This is a genomic window from Plantactinospora soyae, assembly GCF_014874095.1.
Taxonomy (GTDB): domain Bacteria; phylum Actinomycetota; class Actinomycetes; order Mycobacteriales; family Micromonosporaceae; genus Plantactinospora; species Plantactinospora soyae.
In genome coordinates this window covers 3125283-3148598 of sequence record NZ_JADBEB010000001.1, presented here as the reverse complement: position 1 = coordinate 3148598, position 23316 = coordinate 3125283, and the positions used below count along the sequence as shown (strand labels likewise).

Here is a 23316-nt window from a genome sequence, read left to right as displayed (position 1 = left end):
GGCGGGCTCCGACACGGGTCGACACGTACGGGTCACGGAACAACGAAAGAGAGCGGCGTGTACTTCACCGACCGAGGCATCGAGGAACTCGTCGAGCGCCGGGGCACCGAGACGGTGACCCTGGAGTGGCTCGGCCAGCGGCTGCGCGACTTCGTCGACCTCAATCCCGAGTTCGAGACGCCGGTCGAGCGGTTCGCCACCTGGCTGGCCCGGCTGGACGACGAGGACGACCTCTGACGGTGCCGCCCGGCCCGGCCCGAGCCGGGCCGGGCGGTCGACGGGACGTCACCGGTCGACCCGATCGGCACGGCCCGGTCAGGGCCGAGCCGGCCGATCAGGACGGTCAGCCTAGCGCGAGCCAACCGATCAGGGCGGCCAGCAGAGCGACCGCGACCGCGACGCCGATGATCAGTGGCAGCCTGGACGTCGGTTCTACGGTGGCCGGTTCGGTGGGGTGGGCGAAGACCCGGAAAGCCTCGGTGTTGCCGCTCGGGTCAGGGTGCTGGTCAGCCATGCCGAGCACGATAGCGAACCGGATGCTGGTCGGGCTTCCCCTACCCTCCCGGCGTGGCCGGCCCTACCCCCGACCGGGGTGCTTCCCGGATCGATCCAGGTCAGCCCGCCTTCTAGCGTCGAGCCATGACGACGTCGAGCGTTCTCCCGTCGCCCACCACGGGGGCAGAGCCGAGCACCGAACCGGCCCGACGGCCGGGCAACCTCGCCGCGAGAATCGCCGGTTGGAGCGCCCGGCACCGAACCACCGCCGTTCTCGGCTGGCTGCTGTTCGTGATCGCGGCGACCGCGCTGAGCGCGGTACTGGGCACCGTCGAGGCGACGGACAGCGAGAGCGGGCACGGCGACTCCCGCCGGGCCGACGAGATCATCGCCGCCGCCGGCTTCCCGGACCGGGCCGGCGAGGTGGTGCTGATCCAGAGCGACGAACTGGTCGTCGACGCGCCCGCCTTCCGGGCCGCGGTCGCCGCGACGATCGCCGCGGTCGAGGGCACCGGCCGGGTGGAGAACATCCGGTCGGAGGCGGTATCCGCCGATCGGCACGCCACGCTGGTCAGCTTCGACCTGACCGGACCGGCTGAGGACGCCGCCGACCGGGTCGGACCGGTACGCGACGCGGTGGCCGGCGTGCAGCGCGACCATCCCGACCTGTACGTCGCGCAGACCGGCGGCGCGAGCATCGGCGAGGCGATCGGAAAGACCCTGGACGCCGACATGCACCGGCTGTCGATGCTCTCCATTCCGGTGACGCTGGGCATCCTGATCGTGGCGTTCGGGGCGCTGCTGGCCGCCGTACTGCCGATGGGGCTGGCCCTGACCGCGTTTCTCGGCTCGCTCGGCCTGCTCGCGGTGGCCAGCCGGTTCGCCCCGGCGGTGGACACCACCATGCACCTGATGCTGCTGATGGGACTCGCTGTCGGAGTGGACTACTGCCTGTTCTACCTGCGTCGGGAGCGGGAGGAACGGGCCAAGGGCGCCACCGGGGAGCGGGCGCTGGCGATCGCCGCCGCCACCTCCGGCCGTTCGGTGCTGATCTCGGCGCTGACCGTGATCATCGCGATGTCGGGCATGTTCCTGACCCAGGACGCCACCTTCATCAGCCTCGCGGTCGGCACCATCCTGGTGGTCGCCACCGCCGGAGTCGGCGCCCTCACGGTGCTGCCGGCGGTGCTCAGCAAGCTGGGCGACCGGGTCGACCTGGGCCGGGTACCCGGGCTGTACCGGCGGCAGTCCGGCGGCCGGGCCTGGCGGGGCTTCCTGGGCGCGGTGCTGCGCCGGCCCGCCCTGTCCGCGGCGCTGGCCGTCGGCGCGCTGCTGGCGCTGGCACTGCCGCTGCTGGGCATGCGGACGGCCGAGGAGGACATCACCGCCCTGAAGAACCCGGCACCGGCGCTGAGCGCCTTCCTCCGGGTCCAGGCCGCCTTCCCCGGCGGCGCCGAGCCGGCCGTGGTCGCGGTCCGGGCCGACGACGTCACCACCCCGGCCCTGACCGCCGCGATCGACAACCTCCGGACCGAGGCGGTGGCCACCGGTCGACTACACGAACCGGTGACGGTCGAGGTCAACCAGGACCGGACGGTCGCGCTGGTCCGGCTGGGCCTGTCCGGTTCCGGTGTCGACGCCACCTCCGAGCAGGCGGTACGGACGCTGCGTGAACAGATCATCCCGCGTACCGTCCAGGGGGTCGGCGGTGCGGAGGTACGGGTGACCGGCCTGGCCGCGAGTTCGGTCGACTTCAACGCGGCGCTGGGCCGCAGCGTGCCACTGGTGTTCGGGTTCGTGCTGGGCCTGGCGTTCCTGCTGATGCTGGTGTCGTTCCGGTCGCTGGTGGTGGCGTTGACCGCCATCGTGCTCAACCTGCTCTCCGTCGCCGCCGCGTACGGGCTGCTGGTCGTGGTCTTCCAGCACGGTTGGGGCGCGGCACTGCTCGGCTTCTCCTCGGTCGGCTCGATCACCAACTGGGTGCCGCTGTTCCTCTTCGTGATCCTGTTCGGGCTCTCCATGGACTACCACGTCTTCATCCTCAGCCGGATCCGGGAGGGTCACGACCGGGGCTGGCCGAGCAAACTCGCCATCTCCCGGGGCATCCGGGGTACGGCCGGCGTGATCACCAGTGCCGCCGTGGTGATGGTCGCGGTCTTCGCCCTGTTCACCACGGGCTCACTGGTGTCGATGAAGGAACTCGGTTTCGGGCTCGCCGTCGCGGTGCTGATCGACGCGACCATCGTCCGGGCGGTGCTGCTGCCGTCGGTGATGGTCCTGCTCGGCCAGCACAACTGGTACCTGCCCCGGTGGCTGGAGTGGCTGCCCCGGCTCTCCCACGGCGAGGAGCCGCACGGCGCGCCTTCACCCGGCGCATCGACGTACTGACAACCGAATCGGGGGCGGACGGCGGTACAAACCGTCCGGGTGGCCGCCGTACGAGGACCGGAAAGCTGGCCTCGTACGGCGGTCCGCCGTCTAGCGTCTGTGCTGTGCGCGTGAACCCCTTGCTCGCGGGGCTGACGGTCCTGCTGCTGCCGATCGCGCTCACCGCCTGCGGGTGGGCGGTCGCCGCGCCGGCTCCGACGGCTCCGCCGGGCGGGGCGCCGGATCGGACGTACGCGGTCGGCGTGCGTACGCTCGATCTCGGTCGCGGCACCGCCCGCCCGCTTCCGGTGACCATCTGGTACCCGGCCCGGGACGACACCTCGGCCGGTCCCGCCACCGACGGTCGACCCCGGCCGACCCGGAACGCCGCGGTGGCCCCGGGCCGGTTCCCTCTGGTGCTGTTCAGTCACGGCCTGCACAGTCTGCCCGAAATGCACGCCCAACTGACGGCCCGGTGGGCTGCGGCCGGTTTCGTGGTCGCCGCGCCGGCCTATCCACACACCAACCGCCGGACCACCCGGTTCGACCGGAGCGACGTCCGGCGCCAACCCGGGGACGCCTTGCAGGTGATCCAGCAGGTGAGCCGCCTGGACCGGATCGCCGGCGACCGGTTCGCCGGGCATCTGGCGGTGACCCGGATCGCCGCGGTCGGCCACTCCGCCGGTGGCTACACCACCGCCGGCCTGTTCGCGCCGGGACACTCCGAGTGGCTGCGCGGCGGAATCGTGATCGCCGGCGGCGGGATGGCCGGCAGCACGTTCGCCGGGCCGGCGGCGCCGCTGCTCTTCGTGCACGGCGACGCCGACCGGGTCGTGCCGGTGAGCACCGGCCGGAACGCCTACCAGCGGGTGCCCTGGCCCAAGGCGTTCCTCACCCTGGCCGGTCAGGGACACGGCGAGTACCTCACCCCGGGCCGGCCCGGTTTCGACGAGACGATGGGCGCGACGACGGGATTCCTGCGCTGGACGCTCTACGGCGACGCCGAGGCCCGGCGTGCTCTTCCGGCCGCCGCCACGGCCCCCGGTGTCACCGAGTTCGCCGACCAGCTCGACTGAGCGGTCCACCGGCACGGCCGGCGCGGCACACTGGAGCACATGCGCCGACGCTCCGCCCGTACCCTCCTGGCCAGCGCGACCCTCGCGACCACCCTGACGGTGACCCTGGCCGGCTGCTCGGCCGGTCCACGCGGATCGGCGCCCGACCGGCCGGACCCGACGGGCGGCCCGACCCCGGTCGGTAGCGCCGGACCGAGCCCCAGCCGGGCCGGTGTACCACAGGGTGTCGCCCCGAACCGGCGGTTCGCGGTGGGGGTACGGGAGCTGGAGTTCAACCGGGGAGGTGACCGGGAGCTTCCGGTCACCGTCTGGTACCCGGCCACCGGAACCGCCGGAAACCGGCCGGTCCGGGGCGCCCGGGTCGCCGACGGGCGGTTTCCGGTGGTTCTGTTCAGCCACGGCCTGACCGCCCGGCCCACCGACTACCGGGCACTGCTCGACCGCTGGTCGGCGGCGGGCTTCGTGGTGGTGGCGCCCAGCTATCCGCACACGAGTCGCGGGGTGTCGAGCTATCAGGTGCTCGACGTGGTCAACCAACCTGCCGACGCGTCGTACGTGCTGACCAGGGTGTTGGCGCTGGACACCCGTGCCGGCGACCCGCTCCGGCGCCACCTCGCCACCGACCGGGTCGGCGCGGCCGGACACTCGGCGGGCGGGGTGACCACCATCGGCCTGTTCACCGTCGGCCGGGACGCGCGGCTCGACGCCGGCATCGTGCTCGCCGGCACCGCGCTGGGCGTGGGTACCGGGTTCAGCGGGCAGGCCGCGCCGCAGCTCTTCGTGCACGGGCAACTCGACGACGTGGTGTCGTACCGGGCCGGCAAGGCCGCGTACGACCGGGTTCCGTGGCCCAAGGCGATGCTGACGCTGCCCGACGGCGACCATGGCGGGGCGCTGGTCGGCGACGACGAGCAGGCCCTGCGGGTGGTCGCCGACACCACGGTCGAGTTCCTGCGCTGGTCCCTGTACGGCGACCCACAGGCGTTGCGCCGGTTGCCCGGCCAGGCGGCCCGGGGCGGCCTGGCCTCCCTCGACGACCGCCTCTGACCCGCCGCCCGCAGAGGCGCAGACGCGGCCGGTCAGCCGACCGGCCGCGCCCTCCGCGAGAGGTGGCTAGACCACCGGCCTCCGGTTGTCCGCGTACAGGTTGGTCGTCCGGTCCCAGGTGATGCCGCGCTGGTCCGGTCGGGCTATTACGCCGTACCGGTGATTCCGGCCGAAGACATTGCTCTGGATCCGGATATTGGAGGCGTTGAGATCCTCCCGTACCCCGATCGAATAGTTGCCGCCGTTGCAGTAGTTTCTCTCGAATATCAGGTTCGAGACGATCGGGCCGGTGGTCGATCCGATCATGAGGCAGGCGTTGAACGGATCTCTGGTGACCGGGTTGTACGCCTCCAGCGAGTTCCCCCGGACCACGATATTGGACGCCCCGGTGGTCTGGAGGGTGTCATTGTGTGAGCCGGGTTGCCGGGTCAGGTGATGAATCCAGGAATTCTCCACCACCACGTCACTGCCGAGCCGGGGGCCGTCGATGACGTTGCTGATGTCGACCCGGCGCAAGGTGTACTCGCCGCAACAGACCGCCGCCGAGTTCTTCCCCTTGCCATTGATCTCGACGTCCTCCACCACCAGGTTCACCGCATTGTCGGTACGGATCGAGTAGAGGCCGTCGCAGGTGATCCGGGATTTCCGCAGGATCACGTTCTTCGCGGTGACCGTCACGCAACCGGTGATGTTCAGTCCGCTCAGCACCTGCCCGTCCTGGGTGACCTTGATCGACCCGGAGGCCGTCAACGTGGTGCCGGGCGGTACGCCGGTGTTGTCCGGGCCGGGGAAGGTGGACGGAATCCGGGTGGTCGGCGCCCTGCTCACGCTCGCCTCGGCGGCCGGTGCCTTCTCCTCCGAGGACGGGGTCGGGGTCGCACCGGGAGTCGCCTCGGCCGGCGTCACCTCCTCCGGGGGCAGGTCTCCGGCCGCGACCGGCTTGCCGTTCCAGGTCGACCCGACGATGGTCGCCGGTGCGTCGGCCGAGTGCATGAAGCCGTTCTTGCAGCCGGAGATGTGGACCTTGCGGGCCGTGTAGTTGCCGAACACCAGGCCATTCGTCTCGGGCCGGGTGCATTGAATCCAGGTGTTCTCGACGACCGCTCCGGAGAAGCCGTCGAAAACCCGTACGGCGTGCGCGCCGCCGTACTTGACGGTCACATTCTTGATCGTGACGTCGTTGGCCTTGATATGGACGTAGCCCTCGATCTTGCGCCCCTCCAGGACGGTGCCGTTCTTGGTAATTGTCATCGACCCGTCGCCGCTGCTGGCGACCGCGACGCCAATACCCGCGAGGATGACCGCCAGCGTCGCCGAGGCCACCACCAGGGAACGCGGCGTACGCCAGACCCTCCTTCGGCCGCCTCGCCGGGCTGCCGGTGTCTGTCGATTGTGTTGGCCCGCCGCAGAGAAACTCATCAAGATCCGACTCCTTCGCCCTACACATCATCCGCGATCAGAGGGGCGGAACGGGACGACTGTACCTGTCGGTCCGAAGCGGACGGAGGCACGAAGGAAAAGGGCGAATGCGAACCTTTAGTTCTTCTAAGGTCCGCCTTTACTCCGACTTAGTGGCGCATTTTCGGCGGCTTATTCCGCCCGGCTGTCCGTTTTGATTCCCGGTGAAATGTCCGGATTTTCAAATCCTGTCGTCCGCGCGTGTTCAACCGACTGCCGGGCGTGTCGGCCCCGGACCGACCATCCGGTGCCGGTAGGCCACGGCACCTTCGCGCGGGATCGCCGGCACTCCGCCAGCGGGGCTCCGCTCGCCCGGCCCTAGCCGGCGTGGTCCAGCACCACCTTGCCGAAGACGTTCCCGGAGAGCAGCCGGGCGAAGGCCTCCGGCACCCCGGAGAACGGAAGGGTCTCGTCGATCACCGGCCGGATCTCCCTCCGGGCGCAGAGATCGAGCAGACCGGCCAGCTCCGCCGGGGTACCCATGGTGGATCCGAGGATCTCCAACTGCATGGCGAAGACCCGGCGCAGGTTCACGGACGGCTCGTACCCCGCCGTCGCGCCACTGACCACGATCCGCGCGCCCGGGGCGGCCGACTTCAACGAGTGGTCGAACGTCGCCGCGCCGACCGTCTCGACGACCACGTCGACCCGCTCCGGCAGGCGTGCCCCCGGCGACAACGCGGTCGCACCCAGGGCGGCGATCCGGTCCCGCTTCCCGGCGTCCCGGCTGGTCGCGTACACCCGCTTGCCGAGTGCCACCGCGAGCACCACGGCCGCCGTCGCGACGCCGCCACCGGCGCCCTGCACCAGCACCGCCTCGCCCTCGTCCACCCGTCCCCTGGTGGTGAGCATCCGGTACGCGGTCAGCCAGGCCGTCGGCAGGCACGCCGCCTCGACGAAGGACATGCCGGCCGGCTTGGGCACCAGGTTGGCCCGGGGCACCGCGACCCGCTCGGCGAGGGTGCCGGGATGGTTCTCGGAGAGCAGCGACATCCCCCGCGGATCGCCCGGGTCCGGGATCACCGGATAGACGACCACCTCGTTGCCGTCCGGATCGACTCCCGCCGCGTCGCATCCGAGGATCATCGGTAGCCGGTCGGCGGGTAGCCCGACCCCGCGCAGGGTCCAGATGTCGTGGTGGTTCAGCGAACTGGCCCGCACCTGCACCGTCACCCAGTCCGGATCGGGATGTGCCGGCTCGGGTCGATCACCCACGACCAGCGCGGCGAGTGGATCGTCGGCATCGAACTTCGAGGCGTACGCGGCACGCATGATCGACACGTTACCTCGCCGCGCCGGCGGGGTCGACCGGCCGTCGACCTGCCGACCGGGGCCGGCGGCAGCCAGCCGACGGCGACCCCGGACGGCGCGGACCACACCGAGGCCGACCGCGACGGGCAGGCCCCAGAAAGGGCCAGACCCCGACGACGGCCAGGCACGGGCGAACGGTCAGATCCGGACGACGGCCGGGCGCGGACAAACGGCCAGGCGCGGAGAGCGATGGCGCGAAAACGATGGCACGGCGAACGGTCAGGCGCGGGCGACGCCGTCTCGGCGAGCCGCCTCGGCAACCGCCTCCGCGACCGCCGGCGCCACCCTCGGGTCCAGCGGTGACGGCACGATGGCGTCGGCCCGGAGCGGCCCGGAGTCCGGCCCGGCCGGCTGCTCGCCGTCCGGCCACGCCCGCTCGCTGGCGACCGCCGCGATCGCGTCGGCGGCGGCCACCTTCATGCCCTCGGTGATCCGGACCGCCCGTGCCGCCAACGCCCCCTGGAAGATGCCGGGGAAGGCCAGCACGTTGTTGATCTGGTTGGGATAGTCACTGCGACCGGTCGCGACCACCGAGGCGTACCGGGCGGCCATCTCCGGATGCACCTCGGGCGTGGGGTTGGCCAGCGCGAAGATGGCGCCGCCGGGGGCCATCCCGGCCACCGCCTCCTCGGGGATCTGTCCACCCGAGACACCGATCAGCACGTCGGCGTCGCGCAGTGCCTCGGTGATGCCACCGGTCCGGCCGGCGGCATTGGTCAACTGGGCCAGTTCGGCCTTGGTCTCGGTCAGATCCGGTCGGCCCTGGTGGATGATTCCCCGGGAGTCGCAGACCACCACCTCGGCCGGATTGACACCCCCGGCCACCAGCATCTTGGTCACCGCGACCCCGGCGGCCCCGGCACCACTGACCGCCACCCGCAGGTCACCGAGCTTGCGGTTGAGCAGCGTGGCGGCGTTGCGCAGCGCCGCGAGCACCACGACGGCGGTGCCGTGCTGGTCGTCGTGGAAGACCGGGATCGGCAGTGCCTCGTCGAGCCGGCGCTCGATCTCGAAGCACCGGGGCGCGCTGATGTCCTCCAGGTTGATGCCCCCGAACGACGGTGCCAGCGCGGTCACCACCGCGATGATCTCCTCGACGTCCTGGGTGTCCAGACAGATCGGTACGGCGTCCACCCCACCGAACTGCTTGAACAGCACCGCCTTGCCCTCCATCACCGGCATCGCCGCCCGGGGGCCGATGTTGCCCAGACCCAGTACGGCCGACCCGTCCGTCACGACCGCCACCGTGTGCGAGACCCAGGTGTACTCGTCCACCAGGGCGGGATCGGCGGCGATGGCCTCACAGACCCGGGCGACACCCGGGGTGTAGGCGAGGGAAAGGTCCTCCCGCGTGGCCAGCGGAACGGTCGAGGCGACCGTCAACTTGCCACCCCGATGCAGGGCGAAGGCTGGATCAGTGGGGTCCACGGCGGTGGATGACATGGTGACTCCAAGATGCGTCGATGCAGTCGGAGCGGCCGGTTCGGCGCGAGATCAGCGATCGCCGGCAGCGGAGCGGGGGTCACCCGGTATGAACTACAGAGCATAGTGGCGCCTCGGGTGCCGGCCGCCCTGCAGGGTCATACCGGCTGGTAACCGAACCGCCCCGGACGTGGCCAGTACCGGAACACTACCCGTCCCCGCACGTCGGCAACCCCGTACGCCCGAGAGTCGTCGGTGACCAGTTCGTTGTCACCGCGTACCCACCAACCACCGTCGGTGGCGCGGACCGCGCGCTTGACCACGAGCAGGTCCGGTCGGGTCCGGAACACGGCGACCACCAGGTCGCCGGGGCGGATCGCCCGGCCACCGCGCCGGACCAGCAGCGCGTCGCCGTGCCGCAACGTCGGAACCATTGACGGCCCCACCACGAGTACGGCGAATACCGGCGGCCGGAGCCGACGCCCGACGTGGGGAGTGTCGGCGGACACCGAGTTTCACCTCCGCCCCTTCGGGGACATATCGCAGGAGTACTGTCATCCTGGATCATCACAGACTTGCCATGGAGGGTCACATGCGACTTCCACGCATCCTTACACCTCGCATCGTCGCCAGTGCACACTGCGATCTGCCCTGCGGCGTCTACGACCCGGCCCAGGCCCGGATCGAGGCCGAGTCGATCAAGGCGATCGACGAGAAGTACCAGGCCAACACCGACCCCGAGTTCCGCACCCGGGCCCTGATCATCAAGGAGCAGCGCTCCGAACTGGTCAAGCACCACCTCTGGGTGCTCTGGACCGACTACTTCAAGCCGCCACACTTCGAGAAGTACCCGCAGCTGCACCAGCTGTTCAACGAGGCCACCAAGCTCGCCGGTGGTGGCGGCGGCACCAAGGCCACCACCGACGGCTCCAAGGCCGACGAGTTGCTGCAGAAGATCGACGAGATCGCGAAGATCTTCTGGGAGACCAAGCAGGCGTGAGTTTTCGTCGCCGCCGCCGGGCCGCTCGGCTCCAAGGCGTCGACGCCGGTACGGCGATCCGGCCGGCACGTCACCACGACGTGCCGGCCATTGTCGCCGTACCGGCCAGAACCGCCGTCCCGAACCGGCGGCCGGCGTACCCGGGACCCGGGCGGCACCGACCGACCGGGAAGGTCGCGCCGGCTCCCGACCGGGGGTCAGATCGCTCGTGCGCCGGGCCACCGCCGGTACCCGGTGGGCGGGTACAGTCCGATACGGGGGGATAGGCCTGGTGACTCAACTGACCACACCGCCACAGACCGGCGACGACGTCGTCCTGCTCACCGTGCCCGCTGACGGTGGCTATCTCGGCGTACTGCGTACCGCGACGGCCGGACTGGCCGCGCGGCTGCAGTTCGCCCTGGACGAGATCGAGGATCTGCGCATCGCCGTCGACGAGGCGTGCGCGATGCTGCTGGCCGTCGCGACCCGGGACGCCGAACTCGAATGCCGGTTCTCGGTCACCGACGACGCGCTGACCGTCGAGGTGTCCGTCGCGACGACACGGGGCTCGCGGCTGCCCGCCGAGTCGTCGTTCGCCTGGAAGGTGCTGACCGCGCTGACCACCTCGGCCTCGGCTACCGCCGACAACGGCCGGGCGACCATCATGCTGCTCACCCGCCGCGCCGGCGGGCTCTGACGAGACTGACCGGGAGCCGGGAGCGCTGACCGGGGCCGGTGGGTCGGCCGACTCAGGCCCGCTCGGCGTCGAGGCCCAGCGCCCGGTTCGTCGGCCCGGTCAGCAGCAGGCCACAGACCAGCAGGCCGAGCACGATCAGTGGAACGCCCAGCCAGACCAGCCCGCCCTGGATCATGTAGTAACCGATCGGCACCAGCATGAACTGCAACACGATCGCCGGTGCGCGGGCGATGGTCCGGCGGCGGCCGAGCGCGACGGCGAGCGCCCACAGCGTGGCGGCTCCGGCCAGCGCGAAGACGGTCACGAACAGCCCGCCGACGAGGCTGGCGGTCTCGCGCAGGGTGGCGTAGAGCAGGAAGACCGTCAGCAGGCCCAGAGCGATCCCCTCGGCCCGCAGCAGCCACACCGCCCAGCGCAGTGAGCCGGGCAGAGGTTCAGGGACGCTTGTCACGGCCGCCACGATACCTCGGTGGCTCGCGGTACAGTGCCGCCCATGCGGGCCATCCTGGTGGTCAATCCCAAGGCCACCACCACCACCGGACGCGGCCGTGACGTGCTCGTCCGGGCGCTCCGCAGCGAGGTCGACCTCACCGTCGAGTACACCAGGCGGCGTGGGCACGCGGTCGCGCTGGCCAGGGCGGCGGCCCGGCAGGGCGTCGACCTGGTGGTCACCCTCGGCGGGGACGGCACCGTCAACGAGGTGGTCAACGGCCTGATGACGGCCGGACCCTCCGACACCGACGAGAACCGACCGTCGGCCGAGCAACTGCCGGCCCTCGCCGCCGTACCGGGCGGCTCCACCAACGTGTTCGCCCGGGCGCTCGGGCTGCCGAGCCAGTGGCCGGACGCCGCCGGTGTGATCCTCGAAGGGCTGCGGCTGGGCCGGGTACGCACCATCGGGCTGGGTCGGGCCGACGACCGGTACTTCACCTTCTGCGCGGGGCTCGGGCTCGACGCGGCGGTGATCAACCGGGTCGAGCGGGCCCGCCGCCGGGGTCGGGTCTCCACCCCGTCGTTGTACCTGCGGTCGATCGTCAGCCAGTACCTGCTCGGTGACGAACGTCGGCATCCCACGATCAGGCTGGAACGTCCGGGCGAGATCACGGAGGGTGAACTCGCCACGGTGATCATCCAGAACACCGCGCCGTGGACCTACGTCGGTGACCGTGAGGTCAATCCCAACCCGGACGCCTCGTTCGATCTCGGCCTGGATGTGCTCGCCATGCGTCGCCTACGGGTACAGAGCACAACACGGATGGTGACGCAGAGCTTGTCCCGGCAGCCCGACCCTCGCGGCCGGCAAATTTTACGACTGCACGACCTGGACGAGTTTTCCCTGGTAGCAGAGCGTCCGCAGGCGTTCCAGCTCGATGGCGACTATCTCGGAGAGCGAAACAAAGTTCGATTCACCTCCGTTGCGGCCGCACTAAGAGTAATCTGCTAGCGCTGGGGTACAGCGACCGGTAGAGAGCCCCGAGCAACGGTGAGGGCGGTGCCGGAAATGCCAGCAATGTCGGCTGGACTGTACTATATTGATTCTTGGCTGTGGCACACCGGGTGCCGACGAGGGTGGCAATCCGGACAAATGGGCCGTGAGCTGTCTCACCTGCTCAGAGTTTTTCGGGGCGTTACCCTTGACATCACGGGAGTTCGTGAAAGTATTCACAAGCGAACTTGAGTTACCGGAACATTGCGTGGGCGCACTCAACAAGGTGCCTGTCCACCGGGTTCCACAAACACAAAGCCTGCTCTCGCGTTGCCGAACCGATGGGCCCATACCGTCGCGATCGGCACCGCGGACGCATATAGGAAAGATCCACGAAAGCACTGCCGCCCACCCAGATTGAGGAGTGTTGCCGCCATGGACTGGCGCCACCATGCTGCCTGCCGCGACGAAGACCCGGAGCTGTTCTTCCCGATCGGAACGTCCGGGCCGGCAGTCCTGCAGGTCGAGCAGGCCAAGGCCGTCTGCCGGCGTTGCTCCGTGACCGACGAGTGCCTCCAGTGGGCACTCGAATCCGGTCAGGACGCCGGCGTCTGGGGCGGAATGAGCGAAGAAGAACGGCGCGCTGTCAAGCGCCGTGGTGGCCTTCGGGTCCTGCGCGCTCACTCTGCCTGACCGACCGATCATCGCATTGGACGCCCTGGGGACTGGTTCCCCAGGGCGTCTCGCTATTCACGAATTGACGACGGCCGTGCCGGCGGAATTTCGCTGACCGTCTCGTTCATGCCCACTCTCGGCAATGATCCGCCTCCGGTCGCATCCGCCCTTGCCAGTACCAATCGGGCCAACTCCGGAGCGTCACCGAGGGGGGCCGCGAAGGCCACCGCGCCCGCCTCCCGGGCCGAAGCCATCGCCGTCTCGTAGAGCCGGCCCGGAGCCAGGAAGTAGGTGGCCACCGCCACCCGCCGGGCACCCCCCGCCCGCAGCCCGGCCACGGCCACGGCGGCGGTCGGTGGCGCGGCGGAGGCGTACCCGACCCGGGTCGGGACGGCCAGGGCGGCGCCGAGCGCCTCGGCCACCTCCTCGACCGTACGGCGGGCAGCCGCGTCCCTGGTCCCGGCCGCGGCCAGCACCAGCCCGTCGACGCGTCCGTTGTCGGAGTCCCCGTGCACCGAGCACCCGGCCTCGGTCAACCGTCGGCACAGTCCCGCCACCAGCCGCGGGTCGACACCCGCCTCGGTGGGCCCCAGCACGTCGCCGACGAGTACCGGGATCTCCAGCCCCGCCGACCGGGCCGCCGCCACCGTCTCGGGGATGTCGACCTTGCCGTGATAGGCGGCGGTCAGCAGCAGCGGCACCAGTACGGCCCGCCGGTGACCGGCCGCCTCCAGCTCGGCCAGTACGGCCGCCGGGCGGGGCTGACCGTGGTCGAGATAGCTGGCCCGGGCCACCAGACCGGGCCGGGCCGCTGCCACGGCCCGGGTCAGCGCCTCGGTCGCGAGCGCCGCCCGCGGATCCCGGCTCCCGTGTGCCACCAGCACGATCGGGGCCGGGACAGCGGTCAGAGGTGCAACCCGCACTCGGTCTTCTCGAACATCGCCCAACGGCCCGCCCTCGGGTCCTCGCCCGCCTTCGTCCGGCGGGTACAGGGCCAGCAGCCGATCGAGGTGTAGCCCTGGCGGAACAGCTCGTTGACCGGCACGTTCCAGCGGGCGATGTAGGTGTCCACCTCGGCCTGGGTCCAGGCCGCGATCGGGTTGACCTTCACCTTGCCCCGACGCGGGTCGAAGCCCACCACCGGGGTGTTCGCCCGGGTCGGTGACTCGTCCCGGCGCAGCCCGGCGGCCCAGGCGTCGTAGTCGCCCAGCGCCCGCTCCAGCGGCTCGACCTTACGCAGCGCGCAGCACTCGTCCGGCGCGCGGGAGAAGAGCCGGGGGCCGTACTCGCCGTCCTGCTGGCCCACCGTCTGGCGGGGCCGGATGGACCGTACGTTGACCGGCAGGGTCCGGGCCACCGTGTCCCGTACCCGGAGCGTCTCCGGGAAGTGCAGTCCGGTGTCGAGGAAGATCACGTCGACGCCGGGCACCACTCGGGACACCACGTGCGCGAGTACCCCGTCGGCCATCGAGCTGGTCAGGCAGAAGCGCTCGCCGAACTCCTGTGCCGCCCAGCGGACGATCTCCGGAGCGGGCGCGCCCTCCAGTTCCCGGGCCGCTTCCTCGGCCAGCGCCCGCAACTCGTCCGGACCGCGTCGAGCCGGATCCGGCCGCGCCGGGCTCTGGACGGTCGGGCTCTGGGTCGCCGGACTCTGGGTCGCCGGGCCGCGCCGGGGCGGACCCCCGGGGCCGAGCTTGATCAGGCCCAGATTCGTCGCCAACACCGGACTCATCAATCTCCCCCTTCGTTCGCGACTGCGGGGCTCGCAAGCTCACTCCTCGCGCTCACCGGTCTCCCCTTCCGTTCGCGACTGCGGGGCTCGCAAGCTCACTCCTCGCGCTCACCGGTCCACCACCGAGGAGAGCAGGCCGGTGAACTTCACCGTGAAGACGCGGGCACAGGCGTGGCACTCCCAGGCGCCGTGCGACTCGGCGTTGGGTCGCAGGTCCTCCTCGCCGCAGTACGGGCAGTACATCGGCGCGGCTCGGGTCTCACTACTCACCGCAGTTCCTCCTCGTCGACTCGCACGACCCAGCTCGCGAAACTCTCGCCCTCGGCCCGACCCGCCAGGTAGCGGCGGGTCAGCCCCTCGACGTACCCGGGAAGTTCCACTGCGGTGGTCTTGAGGCCGCGCAGCTTGCGGCCGAAGCCGGCGGACTGCCCCTGGGCCATGCCCAGACCGCCGCCGAGATGTACCTGGAAGCCCTCGACCTGGCGCCCGTCCGGGCCCACCACGAGCTGGCCCTTCAGGCCGATGTCGGCCGTCTGGGTCCGGGCGCAGGCGTTCGGGCAGCCGTTGAGGTGGATGCTCAGCCCGGAGTCGCCCAGGTCGGCACCGGCGAGCCGCTGCTCCAGCTGGGCCACCAGTTCCTCGCCCCGGGCCTTGGTCTCGACGATCGCGAGCTTGCAGTATTCGAGGCCGGTGCAGGCCATGGTGTCGCGCCGCCAGACCGACGGGAACGACTCCAGGCCGATCCGGCGCAGCGCGGCCACCAGCGAATCGGTCCGCTCCGGCGGCACGTCCAGGACCAGGAGCTTCTGGTACGGCGTAAGGCTCACCCGGTCGCTGCCGTGCTCGGCCACCGCGTCCGCGAGTTCGGCCAGCTGGGTGCCGGAGACCCGGCCGACCACCGGGGCGGCCCCGACGTAGTTGCGACCGTCCCGCTGCCGGTGCACCCCGATGTGATCGATCGGCTTCTCCGGCAGCTCCGGCGCCGGCCCGTCGAGCAGGCTGCGGCCGAGGTACTCCTTCTCCAGCACCTCACGGAACTTGGCCACGCCCCAGTCGGCGACCAGGAACTTGAGCCGGGCCCGGTGCCGCAGGCGTCGGTAGCCGTAGTCCCGGAAGATCCCGACCACCCCGGCCCAGACGTCCGGCACCTCGTCGAGCGGCACCCAGACGCCGAGCCGCTGCGCCAGCATCGGGTTGGTGCTCAGCCCGCCGCCGACCCAGAGGTCGAAGCCGAGGCCGTGCTCGGGGTGCTCCACGCCGAGGAACGAGATGTCGTTGACCTCGTACGGTGTGTCGGCCAGCCAGGAGATCGAGGACTTGAACTTGCGCGGCAGGTTGGAGTACGCGGGATCGCCGACGTACCGGCGGACGATCTCGTCGATCGCGGGCGTCGGGTCGAGCTTCTCGTTCTCGGCGACTCCGGCGACCGGGCTGCCGAGCACGATCCGGGGGCAGTCGCCGCACGCCTCGGTGGTCTGCAGCCCGACCCCTTCGAGCCGGCGCCAGATCTCCGGCATGTCCTCGACCCGGATCCAGTGCAGTTGGATGTTCTGCCGGTCGGTGATGTCGGCGGTGTCCCGGGCGTACGTCTGCGAGATGTCCGCGATCACCCGGAGCTGGGCGAGGCTGAGCTGCCCGCCGTCGATCCGGACCCGGAGCATGAAGTACTCGTCTTCGAGCTCGTGTGGTTCGAGTACCGCCGTACGGCCGCCGTCGATTCCGGCCTTGCGCTGGGTGTAGAGCCCCCACCAGCGGAACCGGCCACGCAGGTCGGCGGGGTCGATCGAGGCGAAGCCGCCGTGCGCGTAGATGTTCTCGATCCGGGCCCGTACGTGCAGCGGGTTGTCGTCCTTCTTCGTCCGCTCGTTCGGGTTCAGCGGCTCCCGGTGGCCGAGCGCCCACTGCCCCTCGCCCCGCTTACGGCGGGCCGCCGGTACGCTGCTGCCCGCCGGTTCGCTCGTGGCGCCGGGTCGGGCCGGGGTGCTGCTGACCGCCATCGCGGCGTCCTCCGTTGTTCGGTGTGGCTCGGTGGACGCGCGAGGCGGCGGCACTCGGCCCTAGCGGGGCCGGGGTCGACTGTCAGCGAGGACGATGTCGGGGAGGCCGGCGCGGTGCGCGCCCAGGACGGACAGGTCCGGGCGGCGTCAGTGGGCCGGACAGATCGCGCTGCGAACGCGACCGTAATCGACGTGGCGACGGGAGGTGAATCCCGGCCTCGCGAATCGGCGCTCGGCGGCGGTCATACCCGTCATGCTGCCACATCCATATCGCCTGGACCACAGCCCCGACCACGGGATCCCGCCTGGCGGACCCGGTGTGGCCAGCTTCACGCTAGGATTTCGCGTATCGGACCTACTGCGCGAACTGCCCCCTATTGGCCATCGCGGGGTGAGGAAGGGGCCCTTCCTATACAGAAAACGATAAGAAGGGCCCCTTCCTTACCTGACTGGGCGCAGCGGGCGGGCTGGCTCTGGCCCGCCCTGGCCACGCTGGTGGTCACCGGCATCCAACTCGACCGCGCCCCGCTGTGGCGGGACGAGCTGGCGACCTGGAGCGCGGCGTCCCGCCCGGTCGACGACCTGCTGCGGCTGGTCGGCAACATCGACGCGGTCAACGGCGCGTACTACCTGGTGATGCACGCCTGGATCGCGGTCTTCGGGGACTCGGTTCTCGCCCTGCGCCTGCCGTCCACGCTCGCCATGGCCGGCGCCGCCGCGCTCACCACCCTGCTCGGCGCCCGGCTGTTCGGCCCCCGGGTCGGACTGCTCGGTGGACTGCTCCTCGCGGTACTGCCCAGCACCTCCCGGTACGGACAGGAGGCCCGGCCGTACGCCCTGGTCACCCTGCTCGCGGTGCTGGCCACCCTGCTACTGGTCCGGGCCCTGCACCGACCGGCTCCGCTGCGCTGGCTCGGGTACGCGGCAGCGGTCGCCGGGCTGGGCCTGGCCAACCTGTTCGCGGTCAGCCTGCTCGCCGGGCACGCGATCGCGGTACTCCTGTGCTGGCGTGAGCGGCGGGACCGGACGCCGGTCCGGTGGTGGCTCGGCGCGGTCGGTGCGGCCGAACTCGTGCTGGTGCCGCTGGCGGTGCTCGGGCGCAGTCAACAGGGCCGGCAACTCGACTGGGTGGGGCGGCCCGGTGCCGGGGACCTGCTGGGGCTGCCCGGCAGTGTGGTGCAGGCCGGGATCGTCGGTGGGCTGCTGTTCGGGCTGGCCGCCGTCGGTGCCGTGAGCCGTGGCCGGTGGGGCGCGGCTGTCGGGCTGACCGTGGCACTGCCGGCGCTGCTGCTCTTCGTCGCCGGCCAGCTCACCCCGCTCTTCGTACCCCGCTATCTGGTCTTCGTCGTGCCGTTCGGCTGCCTGCTCGCGGCGTGCGTACTCGCCCCGCTCCGGTTGGGCGCGGCGCTGGCGATCGTGCTGGCCGCCGGGGTACTCGGGGCGCCGGAGCAGGCCGCGTTGCGGCGTACCCACGAGTCGCCCCGGACCGCCCCGATCGACTATCCGGCGGCGGTGGACATCATCGCGGCGCATCGGCAACCGGGCGACGGCATCGTCTACGCCCCCCGGGACGGCTGGGCGTTCCTCGACCTCGCGACCGCCTACCACCTTCGAGTCAACCGCCCCCGGGACGTCCTGCTGGCCGAGGACCAGGTACGCCGAGCCGACCTCTGGGCGACCGAGTGCCCTCGGCCCGACCAGTGCCTGGCCTCGGTCGACCGGCTCTGGCTGCTGATCCGGGGAGAGCACGCCGATCCGCTGGCCGGGATGCCCGCCAGCCGGGCGGATCCGCTGCGGGCCGGGTTCCGGACCGATCGGCACTGGACGGTGCCGGGCCTCACCGTGGCCCTGCTGACCCGCCGCTGAGCCCCCGCCGCTGAACCCCCTGGCGTCGAACCTAGCGGGCCAGCGGGACCACGAGCAGGGCCTCGGTGCCACCGGCGGCCCGTTTGCGCAGTTCGATCGTGCCGCGCAGCTCGCCGGTGGCCAGCGCCCGGACGATCTGGAGGCCGAGCCGGCTGCCCTGGTCGGCGTCGAAGTCGTCCGGCAGGCCACGGCCGTTGTCGGCGACCGTGACGTGCAACTGCTTGCGGAACCGGTGCGCCGAGACGACCACCTCGGCCGGCTCGCCCTCCTCTGCCGGCCAGGCCGGCAGAGCCAGCTCGGCCGCCTCGACCGGCTCGGCGGGCTCCGGGGCGGTGCCACCCTCGTCGGTCGCCGCGAAGGCGTGTTCGGGCGCCGGGAAGGCGTGCTCGACGGCGTTGAGCAGCAACTCGTTCAGCACGATCACCAGCGAGGTGGCGATCTCGGCGGGCAGTACGCCGAAGCTGCCCTGCCGGCGCATCCGTACCGGTACCTCGGTCGCCGCCACCTCGGCCGCGGCCGACGCCACCCGGTCGACGATGCCGTCGAACTCGACCGCCTCGTCGCTGGACATCGAGAGGGTCTCGTGCACAAGCGCGATCGAGGCGACCCGGCGTACCGACTCCTCCAGGGCTGCCTTGGCGGCCGGGATGCCGACCCGGCGGGCCTGGAGGCGCAACAGGGCGGCGACGGTCTGCAGGTTGTTCTTCACCCGGTGGTGGATCTCCCGGATCGTCGCGTCCTTGGTGATCAGCGCCCGGTCCCGACGACGTACCTCGGTCATGTCGCGGACCAGGACCAGCGCGCCGATCGGCACCCCGGCGGGCATCAGCGGCAGGGCCCGGGTGAGCACGGTCGCGCCGCGCGCCTCGATCTCCCGCCGGGGCGGTGCCTCGCCGCGCAGCGCCGCCAGGACCCGGTTCGCCGCCTCGGTGCCCTCCAGCGGATCGGCGGCGAGCCGCCGGTTCAGCGCCGCCAGGTCCTCGCCGACCAGGTGCGAGGCGAAACCGAGCCGGCGGTACGCGGACTGGGCGTTCGGGCTCGCGTAGGTGACCTTGCCGTTGGCGTCGAGCCGGACCAGCCCGTCGCCGACCCGGGGTGCGGTGGTCGTCTCGCCGGGATGCCGAACCGGCGGGAACGTCCCGTCGGAGAGCATCTGGGCCAGGTCGTCGGCGGTGGTGAGGTAGTTCAGTTCGAGTTGGCTCGGCGTCCGGGCGGTGGAGAGGTTGGTGTCCCGGCCCACCACGGCGATCACCTCGCCGGCCTCCCCGTCGCCGCCGCGCAGCCGTACCGGGATCGCCTCGTGCCGGGCCGGGGTGTCGCCGTACCAGACCGGGTCGCCCTCCCGCCAGATCCGGCCCTGGCTGTACGCGATCTCCAGGTGCGCCACCTCGGGGCCGCCGACGATCCGGCCGACCTGGTCGTCCTGGTACGCGGTCGGCGCGGTGGTCGGGCGTACCTGGGCGACGCAGACGAAGCCGTCGCCGGAGTTGACCGGAACCCAGAGCAGCAGATCCGCGAAGGACAGGTCGGAGAGCAGTTGCCAGTCGCCGGCCACCCGGTGCAGGTGGTCGACGTCGACCGGACGCAGGCCCGTGTGCTCCTCAGCGAGATCGCGCAGCGTGGACACGGAGCTAGCCTGCCACGGCCATCACCGGCGCGGGCACCGGAGTGCGGCGTAGGTGTCGCCTTCGCCGGTCAGAGAGTCGCGGTCACCTTGTTCAGGCCGCGGGGCGCATCGGGGTCCTCGCCCCGGGCCAGAGCCAGGGCCAGGGCGAGCCGCTGCACCGGCAGGATGTCCAGCAGCGGGGCGTAGCGCTCGTCGACCTCCGGCACCGTCAGGTGTGCGGCGGCACCGCCGATCTCGGTCGGTCCGACGACGACCAGGTCGGCGCCGCGCTCGCCGAGCCTGCTGACGACGTCCCGCATGGCCGCGCCGCCGAGTCCGGCGCCGACCACGGCGAGCACCGGAACGTCGGGGTCGGTCATCGCCAGCGGGCCGTGCAGCAGGTCCGCGCCGGAGAAGGCGAGCGCCGGAAGGTACGAGGTCTCCATCAGCTTCAGCGCCGCCTCGCGGGCGGTCGGATAGGCGTACCCGCGACCGGTGGTGACCATCCGGTCCGCGAAGCGGTAGCGGGGCGCCAACTGTCCGGGAACCGGATCGGCGAGGGTACGGCTGGCCAGCTCCGGCAGCGTCTCCAGCGCGGCCCGCTCCTCGGCAGGCAGTACGCCGTTCCCGGCGCGGATCCCTTCGACCAGCAGCAGCAGGGCGAGCAGCTCGGCGGTGTACGTCTTGGTGGCGGCGACGGCCCGCTCGTGCCCGGCGGCCACGTCGACGGCGAGTTCCGCCGCCTGGGTCAACGGGGAGTCGGGCGCGTTGGTCACCGCCAGGGTCAGCGCGCCGGCCGACCGGGCCACCCGGAGCACCTCGGTCAGGTCGGGTGAGCCGCCGCTCTGGCTGACTCCGACGACGAGCGCCTCGGACAGGTCCGGCCGGGCACCGAAGACGGTGATCGTGCTGGGGGAGGCGAGTCCGGCCGGCAGGCCGAGCCGGATCTCGGTGAGGTACGCGGCGTAGAGCGCCGCGTGGTCGGAGGTGCCCCGCGCGGTGAAGACCACGTGTCGGGGTCGACGTTCGGCGATCACGGCCGCGACCTGCGCGATCGCGGCAATCGACGCCGGCTCCAACAAACGCGCGTAGCCCTCCGGCTGCTCGGCGATGTCCGCCGCCATGCCGGCTCCCGATTGCGCCATGATGACCTCCTCATGCGCGAAACCCGCGCGTTCCATGCTCAGCGTTGCACGATTCGGGGCGATAAGGCAATTGAGCGATCAGCTTTGCGCAGTAGATCACCAACCCCTCGCCGCATGCCCTAGGCTCCCCAACCCAGGGGAAAATCCACGTGCGGCGAAGGGTCGACTCGGTGCCCGAGGGAACGGACGACCCCCGGCTGTCGGCCGAGGGCGAACTGGCGCTGGCCCGACTGGCGCTCGACGACGGCGACCTCAGGCACGCCGCGGGACACCTGGCCGGAGCGATCGCGTACGCACCGACGATGCCCGAGGTGCACGAGGCACTCGCCCAGCTCGCCGCCCGGTCCGGCGGCGGGGTGGAGCTCTTCCCGCTCGACCAGCACCCCTTCATCGGCACGGTGGTGGCCCGGGCGCACCTGCTCGCCGCCGCCGGGCGCCCCGGTGACGGGCTGGAACTGCTGGCCGCCGCGACCGGACACGCCCCCGCCGCCGACTGGGCCGGGGTGCCCTGGGTCAGCGCGCCGGAGCTGCCCGGTCATCTCGACCCGGACCGGATCGCCCGGATCCTGATGCAGGTCTGCGCCGGTATCCCCGATCCGGTGCCGGAGACCGCCCGGGAACCCCTCTGGCCCTACCTGCGGCTGGCCCGGCACGCCGTGGCCGCACATCCGCGACACGGCCTGCTGCTCGGCGCGGCCTCGGCACTGGCCCGCCGGGTCGGCGCGATCACCCTGGCCGTCGAGTGGGCCAGCCGGGGCACCCGGGAGCTGCCGTCGAAGCTCGCCGAGGTCTGGCTGGGCTACGCCTACCGCAGCGCCGGGCGGACCGACGACGCGCTCGCCGCGCTGCGCCGGGCCGTCGAGCACGACCCGGCGGACCTCTCCGTGTACGCGGACATCGCCGGCACGCTCGCCGACCACGGCCAACTCGACGAGGCACTGGGCTGGATCGACCGGGCGCTGTCCCGGGACCCGTCCTTCGACTGCGCCGTGCACACCGGCCACCGGCTGCGCTACCGGCGGGACGGCGAACTCCACCATCTCGTGGCGCTCGCCGACTTCCAACGTGACCATCCGGACGACTCGCACGAGCACAGTGACCTCGCCGAGTGCTGCCACGGCCAGCCGTGGCTGGGCCGGGTTCCGGCCGCCGCCGAGCGGGTGGCCGCGGCGGTGCGGCAGCGACTCGGCTCCGGGGAGCCGCTACTCGGCGCGCAGCTGATGCTGACCGAGTTGGAGCCGCCGAGCGCGATGCGGACGCTGGTCGGCGAGGCACCCGACCTGACCGTCACGGTCGTGGGGACACCCGAACCGGACCTGCGCGAGCCCCGTCGGCCGGTCACCCGTCGGCTCTGGCACTACGACGGTACGACCGCCGTGCCGACCCTGCCGAAGCCGACGGCCCCGGCGGTGGAACGGATCCGGCACCTGGCCCATCCGGCCTGGCCGCATCCGCCGGCCGCCTACGACGCGGCGGTCGGGCTCGCCACGGTCGAACTCGACGACCTGCTCGGCCTCCTCGTGCACCCGCCGGAACCTCCGCCGACCGAGCTGGGCCGCACCCTGGCCGAGCACGATCCGACGTTGTGGGTGCGCTGCGTCCAGGTCTGGGTCTGCCTCGGCCTGCTGCACCACCGTACGGACGAGCCGTGGCCGGACTCGACCCGTCGCCGGGTACTGCTCGACCTGGTCTGGGGCGTCGAGGACTGGATCACCGAGGCGGCGCTCTTCGCCCTGGTCACCGCCGCCTGGGTGGACCCGTCGGTGCGTACCGATGTGGCCCGGGTCGCGGCCGAGCGGCTGGTCGACGCGGTCGAGGTGGCCGGGCGCCGGCCGGTCTCGGTCAAGCGGTCACTGGCCCAACTGGTCCTGGCCACCCCGCTGGCCGAGCCGGCCGCGGTCGACGCCGCCCGACAGCTCCTCGCCCGGGAAGACGGCGCACGGGTGGCCCGGCCGCGCCGGTTCGGACAACTCTGGAACCGGCTGTGGGGTCGACTCGTCCGGCGGCGTTGACC

General features: G+C 71.7%; 22 protein-coding genes. 10 read left to right on the top strand and 12 right to left on the bottom strand.

Features of this window, described 5'->3' with window-relative positions:
• Positions 1–57 precede the first annotated feature (57 nt).
• Positions 58–237 carry a DUF6104 family protein gene (locus H4W31_RS14100; protein WP_192767075.1) on the top strand — a complete coding sequence of 60 codons (180 nt, stop codon included), beginning with the start codon at positions 58–60 and terminating at the stop codon, positions 235–237.
• A 106-nt stretch (positions 238–343) separates the two neighbouring features.
• Here H4W31_RS14100 and H4W31_RS14095 read toward each other — a convergent pair whose 3' ends face one another.
• Positions 344–514 (bottom strand): hypothetical protein, encoded by a 171-nt coding sequence (locus H4W31_RS14095; RefSeq protein ID WP_192767074.1) that lies wholly within the window; start codon positions 512–514, stop codon positions 344–346.
• A gap of 125 nt (positions 515–639) precedes the next feature.
• On the opposite strand from H4W31_RS14095, the gene H4W31_RS14090 reads away from it, so the two are divergent.
• The 3 genes from H4W31_RS14090 (at position 640) to H4W31_RS14080 (ending at position 4985) form a co-directional block, all read left to right on the top strand.
• Positions 640–2883 (top strand): MMPL family transporter, encoded by a 2244-nt coding sequence (locus H4W31_RS14090; RefSeq protein WP_192767073.1) that lies wholly within the window; start codon positions 640–642, stop codon positions 2881–2883.
• 104 nt (positions 2884–2987) lie between these two features.
• Positions 2988–3938: an alpha/beta hydrolase family protein gene (locus H4W31_RS14085; RefSeq protein WP_192767072.1), complete on the top strand. Its 951-nt coding sequence runs from the start codon at positions 2988–2990 to the stop codon at positions 3936–3938.
• Between the two features lie 39 nt (positions 3939–3977).
• On the top strand, positions 3978–4985 hold the full coding sequence (locus H4W31_RS14080) for an alpha/beta hydrolase family protein (protein WP_192767071.1): 1008 nt from the start codon (positions 3978–3980) through the stop codon (positions 4983–4985).
• 66 nt (positions 4986–5051) lie between these two features.
• Here the strand turns inward: H4W31_RS14080 and H4W31_RS14075 are convergent, their stop codons facing one another.
• The 4 genes from H4W31_RS14075 to H4W31_RS14060 form a co-directional block, all read right to left on the bottom strand.
• Entirely contained in the window at positions 5052–6404 is a 1353-nt protein-coding gene (locus H4W31_RS14075; protein ID WP_192767070.1) for a right-handed parallel beta-helix repeat-containing protein, read from the bottom strand.
• 357 nt (positions 6405–6761) lie between these two features.
• Positions 6762–7724 (bottom strand): zinc-binding dehydrogenase, encoded by a 963-nt coding sequence (locus H4W31_RS14070; RefSeq protein ID WP_192767069.1) that lies wholly within the window; start codon positions 7722–7724, stop codon positions 6762–6764.
• A gap of 249 nt (positions 7725–7973) precedes the next feature.
• Positions 7974–9197 carry an NAD(P)-dependent malic enzyme gene (locus H4W31_RS14065; RefSeq protein WP_192767068.1) on the bottom strand — a complete coding sequence of 408 codons (1224 nt, stop codon included), beginning with the start codon at positions 9195–9197 and terminating at the stop codon, positions 7974–7976.
• Between the two features lie 137 nt (positions 9198–9334).
• On the bottom strand, positions 9335–9685 hold the full coding sequence (locus tag H4W31_RS14060; RefSeq protein ID WP_318783190.1) for a S24 family peptidase: 351 nt from the start codon (positions 9683–9685) through the stop codon (positions 9335–9337).
• An 83-nt stretch (positions 9686–9768) separates the two neighbouring features.
• Between H4W31_RS14060 and sodN the strand changes: the two genes are divergently transcribed.
• Together sodN and H4W31_RS14050 are read left to right on the top strand one after the other, a co-directional pair.
• A complete protein-coding gene (sodN, locus tag H4W31_RS14055; protein WP_192767067.1) occupies positions 9769–10176 on the top strand; it encodes a superoxide dismutase, Ni in 408 nt (135 codons plus the stop codon).
• A gap of 271 nt (positions 10177–10447) precedes the next feature.
• A complete protein-coding gene (locus H4W31_RS14050; protein WP_192767066.1) occupies positions 10448–10855 on the top strand; it encodes an ATP-binding protein in 408 nt (135 codons plus the stop codon).
• A 52-nt stretch (positions 10856–10907) separates the two neighbouring features.
• On the opposite strand, the gene H4W31_RS14045 is transcribed toward H4W31_RS14050, so the two are convergent.
• Positions 10908–11306 carry a hypothetical protein gene (locus H4W31_RS14045; RefSeq protein ID WP_192767065.1) on the bottom strand — a complete coding sequence of 133 codons (399 nt, stop codon included), beginning with the start codon at positions 11304–11306 and terminating at the stop codon, positions 10908–10910.
• 42 nt (positions 11307–11348) lie between these two features.
• Between H4W31_RS14045 and H4W31_RS14040 the strand changes: the two genes are divergently transcribed.
• Both H4W31_RS14040 and H4W31_RS14035 read left to right on the top strand, forming a co-directional pair.
• On the top strand, positions 11349–12299 hold the full coding sequence (locus H4W31_RS14040) for a diacylglycerol/lipid kinase family protein (RefSeq protein ID WP_192767064.1): 951 nt from the start codon (positions 11349–11351) through the stop codon (positions 12297–12299).
• Between the two features lie 417 nt (positions 12300–12716).
• A complete protein-coding gene (locus tag H4W31_RS14035) occupies positions 12717–12974 on the top strand; it encodes a WhiB family transcriptional regulator (protein ID WP_130464821.1) in 258 nt (85 codons plus the stop codon).
• 53 nt (positions 12975–13027) lie between these two features.
• Here the strand turns inward: H4W31_RS14035 and H4W31_RS14030 are convergent, their stop codons facing one another.
• From H4W31_RS14030 to H4W31_RS14015, 4 genes are all read right to left on the bottom strand, one after another.
• Positions 13028–13879, bottom strand: a complete 852-nt coding sequence (locus H4W31_RS14030; protein WP_318783189.1) for a sirohydrochlorin chelatase — start codon at positions 13877–13879, stop codon at positions 13028–13030.
• Positions 13861–14688 carry a phosphoadenylyl-sulfate reductase gene (locus H4W31_RS14025; protein ID WP_192767063.1) on the bottom strand — a complete coding sequence of 276 codons (828 nt, stop codon included), beginning with the start codon at positions 14686–14688 and terminating at the stop codon, positions 13861–13863. The genes H4W31_RS14030 and H4W31_RS14025 overlap by 19 nt, the downstream gene beginning before the upstream one ends.
• A 108-nt stretch (positions 14689–14796) precedes the next feature.
• A complete protein-coding gene (locus H4W31_RS14020; protein WP_192772824.1) occupies positions 14797–14958 on the bottom strand; it encodes a hypothetical protein in 162 nt (53 codons plus the stop codon).
• Positions 14955–16685, bottom strand: a complete 1731-nt coding sequence (locus H4W31_RS14015) for a nitrite/sulfite reductase (RefSeq protein ID WP_192767062.1) — start codon at positions 16683–16685, stop codon at positions 14955–14957. Before H4W31_RS14015 ends, H4W31_RS14020 begins: the two co-directional genes overlap by 4 nt.
• Positions 16686–17096: 411 nt before the next feature.
• On the opposite strand from H4W31_RS14015, the gene H4W31_RS14010 reads away from it, so the two are divergent.
• Entirely contained in the window at positions 17097–18551 is a 1455-nt protein-coding gene (locus H4W31_RS14010; RefSeq protein ID WP_404825709.1) for a glycosyltransferase family 39 protein, read from the top strand.
• Between the two features lie 31 nt (positions 18552–18582).
• Here the strand turns inward: H4W31_RS14010 and H4W31_RS14005 are convergent, their stop codons facing one another.
• Both H4W31_RS14005 and H4W31_RS14000 read right to left on the bottom strand, forming a co-directional pair.
• Positions 18583–20178, bottom strand: a complete 1596-nt coding sequence (locus H4W31_RS14005) for a histidine kinase N-terminal domain-containing protein (RefSeq protein ID WP_192767061.1) — start codon at positions 20176–20178, stop codon at positions 18583–18585.
• Between the two features lie 68 nt (positions 20179–20246).
• Entirely contained in the window at positions 20247–21281 is a 1035-nt protein-coding gene (locus H4W31_RS14000; protein WP_192772088.1) for an SIS domain-containing protein, read from the bottom strand.
• A gap of 170 nt (positions 21282–21451) precedes the next feature.
• Between H4W31_RS14000 and H4W31_RS13995 the strand changes: the two genes are divergently transcribed.
• Positions 21452–23314: a tetratricopeptide repeat protein gene (locus H4W31_RS13995; RefSeq protein ID WP_450091422.1), complete on the top strand. Its 1863-nt coding sequence runs from the start codon at positions 21452–21454 to the stop codon at positions 23312–23314.
• The last annotated feature ends 2 nt before the right edge of the window (positions 23315–23316 follow it).